Consider the following 12,499-nt stretch of genomic DNA (forward strand, 5'->3'; position numbering starts at 1 on the left):
TGATCATGCGTCGGCCCTGATCAGACTGGTGACCCAACGCCACTCATCAGCGAGAGGTATCGCATTAACAACTGCAATTATATAAAACATAGTTATGCCGAATACAATAGCACTAACTACACGTCCTAAATGAACAACCTGCATTTATACCTCATAATATCAAAGCTATATTAATACAAAGAATACAACTCAGCGTTAGATTTTGCACAATAAAATTGCGATGGTTTTAATTATTATGCTTACAATCAATAACCACTTCTAAATAGCCTTTCTGATTGTAGGAAATAAAGCTTACCCTATTCTTATAGGGCTAACTTGTAATTTACAAATAAATATACATCCCTATAAATTAATTATAAAGACATTTTCATATTTACGTTTTAATTTAAAGGTAGAACTACACTATATACCTTATTTTAACCTTATAAATATTCTTTGAAAAGAAAATGTGGACTATTAAAAACATCAAAAGAACAGTATTACCATTTACTATCTGCCATTATCTGAAAATATAGAGTCAAACCGAACAGACCAACAATTTTCAGCTTCTGGTTCAAGAGCTGAGAAAAATATTGTTCCATTTTCATCTTTATAACATGGCTTCATCTTATTCAGGTAGGATTCGTAATGCCAATTCATCTCACCAAAATCAGTAGATATAATATTCATTCCAGAAACGGCATATTCATAAAACTTGACAGGATCAACATATCTAGTAATTTCATTATTTTTAAATGGTATCAACCCCGTCGCATATCGAGATAAGATGCCACCCACATCGCCGTGAGCAACCGCTGGTCGTATGCAAACATTTTCTGGAAGCTTCGGTAGTATTGTTTTTATCGGGCCATAAAGATCTATCTGCTTATCTTTATTATCATTAGCCAATTTGATCAGCCACTCCCAGTCAAACCAAGAAGCTATCGTACCAACATATACATAACTATTTACATTACGAGCATGGTTGCCTATCACGGAAATATATTCCGCTGTTGCATTCCTAATTACTGAGACATTTGTATATGAAGAAAACTTATCAAATAGCGGATGGCTTGAACAAGTTATTTTATCCACTCTATGTGCAATAGTGTTCTCCAATTTAGACATGCTGCGTTTGGATAGCGAAGTATAAAATGAGGGATAATTATCCATCGCGTCGTACCACGTTTTATGCCAAGAGTAGATATCAAGTAGTTTAGCCGCCAGCCTGCTTGGTTTAGCAATTACCAACATTGCATCTTGCCCATTGACAAATTTCACCACAGTCTGGATAAGTGCAGAAATTTTTGATTTATTAACCAAGTCGAAGATATACCCAAGAGGTTCAACAGGAATCATGCCGGTAACATTGATGACAGTTAACCCTGCAAGCTCTACCATGCCGTGAGGCTCAGGAGCATGTCTCCCAGGGATAAGATCCTGAAAACTTGGCAAACGCCCAGGATAGGGGTTAATCCACAGAACTTCTTCAATACCTTGCTTTAGGGCCTCACGCACAAAAAAATGAGGCCGCTGGCTGATGCTCAGCCAGGGCACTGGTGATAAATAAACCAACTTCATCAGGATGAAGTACCAAAAAAGTTACGAACTATATTTACAATACGTTCGCTGGAGTGACCATCCCCATAGGGAGAAGCACCTTTAGCCATTTTATTATAAGCTGCCTTATCTTCCAGAAGAAGATGGGCTTCATTGAAAATATCACTCTCCTCTGTACCGACAAGTTTTACTACACCATCGGTAACTGCTTCAGGCCGTTCAGTATCTCTGCGCAGAACCAGCACTGGTTTACCCAAAGCTGGAGCCTCTTCTTGTACTCCACCTGAATCGGTCAGGATCAGATACGCCTTTTTCATGGCCGTTACGAAGGGGCCATAGTCGAATGGTGAAACGAGTTTAATTCGATCGTGATGAGCCAGATATTCGTCAGTAACCAAACGCACATTGGGATTCGGATGAACTGGGAAAAGTACGACGATATCAGGGTGCCTTTCAACCAACTTAAGAATAGCTTTACATATATTCACAATTGGCTGGCCGAAATTTTCACGACGATGTGATGTGATCAGTACAAGACGCTTATCCTCGGGAAGTTCAATACCAATATCAAATTCCTTCTGGGCCGTCTCTAACAACGCATCGATCACTGTATTACCAGTAACAAAAATTGATTCTGGAGACATACTTTCACGGAGCAAATTTTCCTTTGACACCTCCGTGGGAGCAAAATGCAGCCTAGCTAAATTGCCGGCCAGAACACGATTAGCTTCCTCTGGAAAAGGTGAATATAAGTCGTGAGTTCTCAACCCAGCCTCGAGATGAGCAAAAGGTATCTGTCGATAGAAACAAGCTAATGCGGTCACAAAAACAGTTGTTGTATCACCCTGTGCAATAACTAAATCAGGATTAGCAACTGCCAGTGTCTCATCAATACTGGTCATCAAACGTGCAGTTAGTTGAGGGAGAGTTTGCCCTGGCGTCATTACATTGAGATCATAGTCAGCCTTGATATTAAATAAATAAAATGCTTGGTCAAGCAGATCGCGATGCTGAGCAGTAGCCAAAACACTAACTTTAAAGTCCTGAGCACGCTCGAAGGCTTTGACGACCGGAGCCATTTTCACAGCTTCAGGACGAGTTCCTATTACACACATGATATGTTTCATTGCTTACTAGCCCTAATTAATGAACACCTGGACGATATTTATGGGGAATCCAAGCTCCCCACTTTTCTTCGTATATCACTTTATTTCTTTCAAATAATTCCTGCTTTTTTTCTGCTTTCAGCTTGTTAAAACTGGCTGAGAGATGATGGTGGACAAAAACATCTTCCACAATAGCAACCTCATAACCAGCGTCACGAACCCGGTTACAGTAATCATCATCTTCAAAGAAGCCAACTCCAAACGCCTCTTCCATTAAGCCAACTTTTTCATAAACAGTACGACTTAACATAACGCAGAAGAATGCAGCAGCGCGAGCAGGATATGTTTGCCCTACATGGGCACGAGTCCATTCCCTTGCCGCTATCGCCATCTCGTCCATATTACTATAGTTAATGCTTATCTTAGCCTCATTGCCTATATTGTTCGTAACAGGACCAACAAGTCCTAAGTTTGGGTTACGACGTAGTCCTCTGACCAAACCATGCAGCCACCCATCAGTGACATATGTATCATTATTAAGGATCACAATATAATCACCCGTTGCTACCTTAAGCCCAATATTATTACCAGCAGAGAAGCCAAGGTTATCCTTGTTAAGGCATACGATCACATTTTCGTGCTGCTTAGCATATTCAGTCAGGAATAGTGGCGTATCATCACTTGACGCATTGTCGACCAAAATCAATTCCATATTAGGATAATGACTGTGCTTTTCAATGCTATGTAAACAAGCTTTAGTTAACTCAAGATTGTTATACGTAAGAACAATAATACTAACCTTAGGTTGAATTTTGCTTATTTCTTCAGTGAGCTGATCAGCTCTACTTTTCCAATCATGCTGATTGGCCCATTCACTACGGTGACAAGCAAGACTATCATCACCTACTTCCGCCATCGCTATCGCTAGTTGCTCTAAATAATGTTCCTTATTCTTACCAATATGTACCATATTATCGATTAATACCACTTCTGGCATGGCCGTTGCGACAACAGGTTTTCCAGCTGCGAGATACTCATACACTTTCACCGGATTTGTGCACAATGTAAGCTCTACCAATTTGAATGGAATTGTACATATATCAAATGAATTTAGATATCCAAGTAAGTCTTTATATGGAACCTCCCCTGCGAAGTGGATATTAGATATTTTCTCCGCCTCAGAAATATCACAACCAAACGTACTTCCAACTAATAAGAAGTCCCACTCTGGATATGCTTGTGCACTAGCAATAACAAGGTCCATATCGAACCACTCAGAAATTGCACCGTAGTAACCAACGACTCTACGCTCAGTACTATATAGTTTCTGATCTGTTTTTGAACTAAAGAACGCCACTTCTGCGCCATTACGAATAACACAATTTTCACGAACCTCGGCAATATAATCAGATAACCGTCCAGACGTAGTAATAACTAAATCTGAATCATGAAGTAACTTTTGTTCCTGTTGATGCATTATGTCGCTATTGGTTGAGAAACCAGGGTGATAGTCCATGCAATCATATACTATATAATTTGCAGGCATAGATGCGACTAGTGTATGCCAGAATGGTAAATCCACAATTGATACTGACTGCTTAATCCTTAGTGTATTACGCATAATATCAAGAGACAGCTTGAGTTTGTCCAACACTGTCTCATCAGGCAAAGTCTGATATATTACAGGATGCACACCAGAGAGATTAAGCTGACAGATAAATACATTTGGAGCAGGATTGTCTAACACTACAAACCCAGGCTTCTTGGATGGATGAAAAGTAGTAGTTAAATAAAATACCCTGTGACCTAAAGCACCAAACTCACGAGCAAGGTGCTGAGGACGCTGTACACGGAATGCCCAATCTATGACAGGGAATACTATTACATCAAAGCCAGAACTCACCACCTCCAATGCCATGGAGATATTTTCATCATGAATAGAATTTGGTGTTTGGGCATTACCTGTGATTAATGGCTCTAATGTATTAGGCATTACATAAGTTGAAGGCCGTAACAAACGATTATCAATCAACCATTTTATTCTATTGGCAAACTCTGTTGGGGCAAAAGGTTTCACTTTCCGAAGTAATGGCTTTGCATAATGAAAGCCTGAAACTAATAGGCGCTTGATAAGGCGACGCTTCCAATAGACCTGCTCATAAAGCCGATTTATATGTGCCTCCTGGCCGTTAACTCTGTATTGAAGTTGGTCATTATTTTTCTGCAGAGCTACTAGTAGTTCAGTTTGTGTGTCAGAAAATTTATTCAACGCTATAAAACGATCAGAACTTTCAGCTTGGATATCAGCGAGTTGAACATCGTAATGTTTCTTGATATCGGATAGACTTGATCCGATCTGTGTCAACCAAGATGAATGTGATTGCTGGCCTTGAAGGATACTTTCTATAAGGCTATCTAGGCGTACAACCTCACCACGACTCACCTTATCAAGCTCACAAAGCTGTGTATCTAGACGAACAACCTCACCACGACTTTGCTTGCGAAGCTCTTCGATATCCGAATCAAGACGTGGTATCTGGCTATTAAGATCAAAAATATCTTGCTCAAATTTTAGACCAAGTTGATTCCAGCTTCTTGCCTGATGCAATGCATCAGAGTCACGGGCCTCATTATTATATCCAGAAACTAATGAATTAAATCTATCTAGCAATGCCGCATCGATATTCACACTACATACAAGTGAACCATGATTTAGAGACTCATAACATTCACTAGCGAGGAAAAATAGTGGACTATCGCTAGTTACCACACCATGATTGAGATCGGGAGAAATAAACGTGTCAACAAATTCATCCCTGGCTTTCGTATCAATTTTTGCACCACAATGGTCGGCAGCTAGTCTTAACGAGGCTTGAGGCTCCAAAAGCATCTTCTCATAGGTTAGTAGCAGCGCTGGGTTATTCTGATCAAGATGCACCAGAGCATCACTTGTGTAGCGGAACCATAGCGCAGCCGCATAACCAGGTGCGAATTGATTGCGATGCTTTAAAGACTGCATAACCCCCTCAGGCTCACGCAAACATAGGAGGTAACGTACATCCAACTCTAGCTCTTCCCAAATGGGTCGCCAGAAGGGCAGCAAGCGACAAAGCCTAGGATCTTTGAGGGCAAAAACATGAGTGTCTACTAGCTTGGCGATCATTAAGGCTTTTGCCTCAGCGCGCTTGCTTTGCCAATGGTCACCTAAGAAGAGATCTGACGAAATTTTTGTGACATCAAACCAACCAAGACCTAAATCTGCAAGTAAGCCATCATTAAAAGCTACCACGTCTGCATCTTCCCAAAATCCTTTGGGATTATCTGCTGCTGCGTGATTGGCTGCTGCCCCATGAGATGCCCCTAAAACAGCTAATGAGCGGCTCAATAGACTGGTCCCACTCCGATGCATCCCTAGTACAACCAACAATTTCTTATTCATTATTTTTATCCTCAATCAACTATATGAATGTTCGTGGAGAAACCAAAATCAACCTCACTAGTTGAACATTCATTATCTTGTGGTAGTACTTTAAACATCAACGCATCTAACTTACGAGCTAAAAATCCATCGTGGTTCTTCGTTGAACCTAAAACGCCTGCATTTAAAAAATAAGCTCCTTCATTTAGACGCACTTTAAATTTAAAGTCGACCCAACGAACACTATTTTCTATAATATGTAAATTACTCAATACTTTAGGCGGCGATGTGCTGGCGCCACCTAATGAAACCCCATCTATTCGTTTCAAGAGTGTACCAAATGAAACATCAAAAGCATCTTCATTAAACCTAACACGATATCGATAAATATAAGTACATCCTTTATGCAGTATATTTACGCGAGTGCCACTCTCATCTAGCAGCATAGGCATATCTATACTTGCACCATTTTCAAAATAATCGATACTTCTGGCTTCCAGCCCTTCCACATAATAATCTGGATCAACTGGAATTAAATCTGGACAATTAAATGGGTCATCATGTTCACTCTCATGAGAAAACATTTCATCAGAAGAGATGGGCTCTATTGAACTATCAGTCTCATTATTTAAATCACAACTATCTACATCAGCCATTATACTGGTACGAATTTCATCTCGCTGCTCAGGCCGAGCATAGAGCAATTTTTGATACAATCCAACTATTTGTTTTGGATCTCCATCACGCAATAAGCTACCATGATCAAGTAAAATTGCGCGATCACACAATGAGATCACTGACTCAGCAGAATGAGAAACGAAAAGAATACTGACACCACGACTTTGTAAGTCTCGCAATCTAGCAAAACACTTTCTTTGAAATGCTTCATCGCCCACAGCTAGCGCTTCATCAATAATCAAAAGATCAGGTTCAACATGAATTGCAACGGAAAATGCCAGCCTAACAAACATACCACTTGAGTAAGTCTTGACTGGTTGATTTATATACTCACCGATATCTGCAAATGCTAAAATCTGTGGTAGGACTGCTTCTGTTGCATTATGACTTAGCCCATTAATACTAGCGTTGAGAAATACATTCTCCATACCAGTAAATTCTGGATTAAAACCTGCGCCTAGCTCTAGCAAGGCTGCAATTCTGCCACGACATTCAACGGTTCCCTTTGATGGTGTTAGAGTACCGCAGATCATTTGTAGAAGAGTTGATTTTCCTGAACCATTTGCCCCCACTATAGCCACTGTCTCACCGTGTTCCACTCTAAAACTAGCATCAATCAATGCCACTTGTTCGTGAAACCGAGCATCAAGCCCTAATAGGTCCTTAAGACGCTGCATGGGGGTATCAAATACCCGATAAGTCTTACCTATATTACTAACCAACAGCAATGTGGAATCTGTAAATGTACTCATAGTATTCAATAGCCAGCCAAGTTTAAACTCATTCTATTATCATGATAAATAAACGATAATTAGTGATAATATTCATGACTAAAGAACATCAGCAAACCCTCTCTTGGTCTTGTTAAACCACCAGTAACCTAGAAACATAATGATGGATGATATTACACCATGCTGAATCAAGAGGGCCCACATAGGTTGTCTGTGCAAAATCAAAATATCTCGCAATGAATCCATTATAACTGTCAGGGGATTTATTAGTAAGTATGAACGAATTATTTCTGGGGCAGTTTCTAGAGAGAAGAAAGCCGTACTCGTGAAAAGAAGTAGTGTAAGAAAACTACCCATGAATTGACCTATATCACGAAAATACACTGCTAGAGAAGATACCAGCCACCCCAACCCTAATAACATTATGAATAAGGGGAGCAAAATCAGTGGTAAAAACAATACGTTCCAAGATAAACCATTTCCCATGATGAGCGCTAGAAGGCAGAGCAAAGATAAACTCAACACAACTTGGAACAACGATGATATAACTGTAATCCATACTAGTGTGTCTAACGGAAAGACCACTTTTTTCACATAGTTTCGATTTGAAGCAAATAGCTCCGTAGATTTTGACAAAACTTCTGCCATCCATCCATGAATTATAAGACCACAAAACAACATCAAACCATAATTAGCACTTATATTCTCAACGCCCCATTTAGCCTTAAGAATAATAGTAAAAAAGAATGTATAAAGGCCTAACATTAACAGTGGATTAAGCAAAGCCCAAACCATACCAAGTAATGTCCCCTTATAACGAGCAGTTATGTCTCTTATTACTAAATCTCTTATAAGCAACCTATGCTCAATAACGCTTCTAAAAATACCTATCATTATTATAACTCCGCCGATACGAAAGGAGTCGCCTGTGCATCTTTTGAGGAGAGCTGAGGATGCGTTGATAATAAAGGCCATGAGATATCAAGTTCTTTATCATTCCATAGAATACTTCTTTCAGAAGTAGGATGATAATAACTGGTAGTCTTATAAAGAAATTCGGCATTCTCACTTAGTGTCAGAAAACCATGTGCAAACCCTTCCGGGATCCACAACTGCCGCTTGTTTTCGCCTGACAGATGTACCCCAACCCATTGTCCGAAGGTCGGTGAGCTTTTACGGATATCTACCGCCACATCAAACACTTCACCCGCTACACAACGCACCAACTTACCCTGGGCATGGGGCGGCAACTGATAGTGCAAGCCGCGCAATACCCCTTTCGACGATTTGGAGTGATTATCCTGTACAAAGTTAACCGGATACCCTACCGCCTCTTCAAACAACCTGTGGTTGAAACTCTCAAAGAAAAAACCGCGTTCATCACCAAACACTTTTGGCTCAAAAACAAGCACGTCGGGAATAGCTGTCTTGATTACATTCATCTTTATATCCATACATAATTCGACTTTTATGGGGGACATTTCTCCTCCCCCATACCACATCAGACTTTGGCGACCATTCTTAACAGATATTGTCCATAGGCGTTCTTTGCCAGTGGCGCTGCAAGCTCAAGAACCTGAGCAGCATTGATAAACTTTTGGCGATAAGCAATCTCCTCCGGGCACGCAACTTTCAACCCCTGACGGGTCTCGATGGTCTGAATAAAGTTGCTCGCTTCAATCATGCTTTCGTGGGTGCCGGTATCCAGCCAGGCATAACCACGTCCCATCATGGCTACCGACAAATTCCCCTGCTCAAGGTAGATACGGTTCACATCGGTGATTTCCAACTCACCACGCGACGACGGCTTCAGGCTCTTGGCGATCTCCACCACGCTGTTGTCGTAGAAATAGAGGCCAGTCACCGCATAGTTGCTCTTGGGCTCCAATGGCTTCTCTTCCAGAGAGATAGCAGTACCCTCTTTATCAAATTCCACCACCCCATAACGCTCAGGGTCATGCACATGGTAGGCAAAGACGGTGGCGCCACTCTCTTTGGCTGCTGCCGTTTCCAGCTGTTTCTGCAGGTCGTGGCCATAGAAGATGTTGTCACCCAGCACCAGCGCACAGGGGTCTGAGCCGATGAACCCCTCACCCAGAATAAAGGCCTGTGCCAACCCGTCCGGGCTTGGTTGCACCTTGTATTGCAAATTCAGGCCCCACTGGCTGCCATCGCCCAACAACTGTTCGAAACGGGGGGTATCTTGCGGGGTACTGATGATCAAAATATCGCGAATGCCCGCCAGCATCAGGGTGCTGAGCGGGTAGTAGATCATCGGTTTGTCATAAATGGGCAGTAGTTGCTTGCTCACTGCCATGGTGACTGGATAGAGACGGGTGCCGGAGCCACCGGCCAGAATAATGCCTTTACGTTTGGTCATAATGCTTGTTTCTTATTTTAAATTTCAAAAGAGAGAGTGGCTTGAGGCCACACCTTTCTGTTTTATCCCTGCCAGCCAGGGTGGCATTCAATACATCCCTGGCCAGTGATTTACTTGCCCAGGATCTCGGTCAACATCCGCTCCACGCCGACCTTCCAGTCCGGCAGCACCAGATCGAAGGTGCGCTGGAATTTGCTGGTATCCAGGCGGGAGTTATGTGGGCGTTTGGCCGGGGTTGGGAAGGCGCTGGTCGGCACGGCATTGAGTTGCGTGACCGCCAGTTCAACACCTGCCTCTCTGGCGTTGGCAAACACCAGCTGGGCATAGTCAAACCAAGTGGTAGTGCCGGAGGCAATCAGATGATACAGCCCGGCGACCTCGGGCTTGCCCTGCGCTACACGGATCGCATGAGCGGTGCAATCGGCCAGCAACTCGGCACCGGTCGGGGCGCCAAACTGGTCATTGATGACCGACATTTCGCTACGCTCCTTGCCAAAACGCAGCATGGTCTTGGCAAAATTGGCGCCGCGGGCAGCATAGACCCAGCTGGTGCGGAAGATAAGATGACGAGAGCAGAGTGCTGCACCTTGTTCCCCTGCCAGCTTGGTTTCGCCGTACACATTCAGCGGTGCGGTCGCATCGGTTTCCAGCCAGGGGCGCTCACCACTGCCATCGAACACATAGTCCGTGGAGTAGTGCACCAGCCAGGCCCCCAATGCCTCCGCTTCTTTGGCGATAGCAGCCACGCTGGTCGCGTTGAGCAGCTCGGCAAACTCTCGCTCGCTCTCCGCCTTGTCGACTGCCGTGTGGGCTGCCGCGTTCACAATGACATCGGGTTTGACCAAGCGCACCGTTTCGGCCACACCGGCCGGATTGCTGAAGTCGCCACAGTAGTCGGTCGAGTCAAAATCGACGGCAGTGACCCGGCCCAATGGAGCGAGCGAGCGCTGCAGTTCCCAACCAACCTGGCCATTCTTGCCAAACAGCAGAATATGCATCAGGCACGCTCCCCGTAGTTTTGCTCGATCCAGGATTGATAGGACCCGCTCTTCACGTTGTTGACCCACTGCTGGTTATCCAGATACCACTGCACTGTTTTGCGGATACCGGATTCAAAGGTCTCTTGCGGTTGCCAGGCGAGCTCGGCGCTCATCTTGCTGGCGTCAATGGCATAACGGCGATCATGGCCAGGGCGGTCGGCCACGTAGGTGATTTGGTCGCGGTAGGAGCCGGCCTTGGGCACCATTTCATCAAGCAGGTCACAGATGGTATGAACAACCTCCAGATTCTGTTTCTCGTTGTGGCCGCCGATGTTGTAGGTCTCGCCGATGACACCTGTGGTGACCACGGTGTAAAGCGCGCGGGCGTGATCTTCCACATAGAGCCAGTCACGGATCTGGTCACCCTTGCCGTACACCGGCAGCGGTTTGCCATCCAGCGCATTGAGGATCACCAGCGGGATCAGCTTCTCGGGGAAGTGATAAGGACCGTAGTTGTTGGAGCAGTTGGTGACGATGGTCGGCAGGCCGTAAGTACGGCGCCAGGCGCGCACCAGATGGTCGCTCGAGGCCTTGGAAGCAGAATAGGGGCTGCTGGGGGCATAAGGGGTCGTTTCGGTAAAGAGCGGCAACGTCTCGCCGGGGGCAACTTCATCGGGATGGGGAAGGTCGCCATACACCTCGTCGGTGGAGATATGATGGAAGCGGAAGGCCGCCTTGCGCGTCTGGTCCAGGCCATTCCAATAAGCACGGGCGGCTTCCAGCAACATATAGGTGCCGACGATATTGGTTTCGATGAAATCGGCAGGTCCAGTGATGGAGCGATCGACGTGGCTCTCTGCCGCCAGATGCATTACCGCATCGGGTTGATGAACGGCAAAGACGCGATCCAGCTCGGCGCGGTTGCAGATATCTACCGGCTCGAACGCATAACGATCGCTGGCGGAAACCTCTGCCAAGGACTCCAGATTACCTGCATAGGTCAGCTTGTCGAGGTTGACCACTGAGTCTTGGGTATGCTGGATGATATGGCGAACAACCGCAGAACCGATAAAACCGGCACCACCAGTCACAAGGATTTTCATTGAAAGGTTCCTGATTTCAATATAACGAAATGAAAAGGCAAGATTTTTATCTTACTATCAGGTGTACGAGCATAACTTCGCTTCATTTTTTACTTTACGTAGAAAAAACGCGCAGCCATGGTGACAATTGGTCGTAACCTGGTGAAGGAATATAGAGCAGGCTAAGTTTGGTTTCTCTTGCGACAAGAGAAATCAACATCGCTAGAAAGAGATAATTCTCATTGCAAAATGATCTTGTGGTAATCATTCAAAACAAGATTAAGACCGGCAAAAAATCACGCTACCGCCCTTGAGTTACAGCTCCCAGCACGCTGTTTTTAACCTGATTGTGCGCGCTGTTGGCCATAATACCCTCCAGCTTCTTGTTTTGATTGATGTTTAACAATGTTGTTGCATTACATTGCACACCCAGGCAGTCCGCAGCCTGCATTGCTCACATCTTGGGCTATCTATGCCCCAAACCCGATTTTGGGCTAGATTCTATCTCGTTTGACGCAGGGATGAATAGTCAAAACCGCAGAAAACCTCTCGTACGGTAGGGATTCAAAAAAACCACCCATTCAG

The 12,499-nt window shown here is 44.1% G+C and carries 9 protein-coding genes; all 9 read right to left on the minus strand.

Going from position 1 to position 12,499, the window contains the following annotated elements; all coding sequences use genetic code 11:
• Window positions 1-489 precede the first annotated feature (489 nt).
• The 9 genes from BN1127_RS22130 to rfbB all read right to left on the minus strand — a co-directional run bounded on the left by BN1127_RS22130 (window position 490) and on the right by rfbB (window position 11,935).
• Window positions 490-1,560, minus strand: coding sequence for a glycosyltransferase family protein (locus tag BN1127_RS22130; protein ID WP_152565399.1), 1,071 nt, complete (start codon window positions 1,558-1,560; stop codon window positions 490-492).
• The gene (gene wecB / locus BN1127_RS12510; protein WP_042649684.1) at window positions 1,560-2,666 is read right to left on the minus strand and encodes a non-hydrolyzing UDP-N-acetylglucosamine 2-epimerase; all 1,107 of its coding nucleotides are present in this window, start codon (window positions 2,664-2,666) and stop codon (window positions 1,560-1,562) included. Before wecB ends, BN1127_RS22130 begins: the two co-directional genes overlap by 1 nt.
• A 16-nt stretch (window positions 2,667-2,682) precedes the next feature.
• Window positions 2,683-6,084: a glycosyltransferase gene (locus BN1127_RS22800; RefSeq protein WP_231557482.1), complete on the minus strand. Its 3,402-nt coding sequence runs from the start codon at window positions 6,082-6,084 to the stop codon at window positions 2,683-2,685.
• Window positions 6,085-6,095: 11 nt separating this feature from the next.
• On the minus strand, window positions 6,096-7,493 hold the full coding sequence (locus BN1127_RS21510) for an ABC transporter ATP-binding protein (protein WP_042649686.1): 1,398 nt from the start codon (window positions 7,491-7,493) through the stop codon (window positions 6,096-6,098).
• A 78-nt stretch (window positions 7,494-7,571) separates the two neighbouring features.
• Entirely contained in the window at window positions 7,572-8,366 is a 795-nt protein-coding gene (locus BN1127_RS12525) for an ABC transporter permease (protein ID WP_042649687.1), read from the minus strand.
• 2 nt (window positions 8,367-8,368) lie between these two features.
• Window positions 8,369-8,914 (minus strand): dTDP-4-dehydrorhamnose 3,5-epimerase, encoded by a 546-nt coding sequence (gene rfbC, locus BN1127_RS12530; protein ID WP_042649704.1) that lies wholly within the window; start codon window positions 8,912-8,914, stop codon window positions 8,369-8,371.
• Between the two features lie 59 nt (window positions 8,915-8,973).
• Window positions 8,974-9,852, minus strand: a complete 879-nt coding sequence (rfbA, locus tag BN1127_RS12535) for a glucose-1-phosphate thymidylyltransferase RfbA (protein WP_042649688.1) — start codon at window positions 9,850-9,852, stop codon at window positions 8,974-8,976.
• A gap of 110 nt (window positions 9,853-9,962) precedes the next feature.
• Window positions 9,963-10,850, minus strand: coding sequence for a dTDP-4-dehydrorhamnose reductase (rfbD, locus tag BN1127_RS12540; protein ID WP_042649689.1), 888 nt, complete (start codon window positions 10,848-10,850; stop codon window positions 9,963-9,965).
• Entirely contained in the window at window positions 10,850-11,935 is a 1,086-nt protein-coding gene (gene rfbB / locus BN1127_RS12545) for a dTDP-glucose 4,6-dehydratase (protein WP_042649690.1), read from the minus strand. The genes rfbD and rfbB overlap by 1 nt, the downstream gene beginning before the upstream one ends.
• Between the last annotated feature and the right edge of the window lie 564 nt (window positions 11,936-12,499).

Origin of the sequence: Aeromonas media (genome assembly GCF_000819985.1) — a bacterium.
Lineage (GTDB): Bacteria > Pseudomonadota > Gammaproteobacteria > Enterobacterales > Aeromonadaceae > Aeromonas > Aeromonas media.

Excerpts from the sequence above, each read along its gene's own strand:
- BN1127_RS22130 (WP_152565399.1), bottom strand. The coding sequence starts at position 1,560 with ATGAAGTTGGTTTATTTATCACCAGTGCCCTGGCTGAGCATCAGCCAG.
- wecB (WP_042649684.1), bottom strand. The coding sequence starts at position 2,666 with ATGAAACATATCATGTGTGTAATAGGAACTCGTCCTGAAGCTGTGAAA.
- BN1127_RS22800 (WP_231557482.1), bottom strand. The coding sequence starts at position 6,084 with ATGAATAAGAAATTGTTGGTTGTACTAGGGATGCATCGGAGTGGGACC.
- BN1127_RS21510 (WP_042649686.1), bottom strand. The coding sequence starts at position 7,493 with ATGAGTACATTTACAGATTCCACATTGCTGTTGGTTAGTAATATAGGT.
- BN1127_RS12525 (WP_042649687.1), bottom strand. The coding sequence starts at position 8,366 with ATGATAGGTATTTTTAGAAGCGTTATTGAGCATAGGTTGCTTATAAGA.
- rfbC (WP_042649704.1), bottom strand. The coding sequence starts at position 8,914 with ATGAATGTAATCAAGACAGCTATTCCCGACGTGCTTGTTTTTGAGCCA.
- rfbA (WP_042649688.1), bottom strand. The coding sequence starts at position 9,852 with ATGACCAAACGTAAAGGCATTATTCTGGCCGGTGGCTCCGGCACCCGT.
- rfbD (WP_042649689.1), bottom strand. The coding sequence starts at position 10,850 with ATGCATATTCTGCTGTTTGGCAAGAATGGCCAGGTTGGTTGGGAACTG.
- rfbB (WP_042649690.1), bottom strand. The coding sequence starts at position 11,935 with ATGAAAATCCTTGTGACTGGTGGTGCCGGTTTTATCGGTTCTGCGGTT.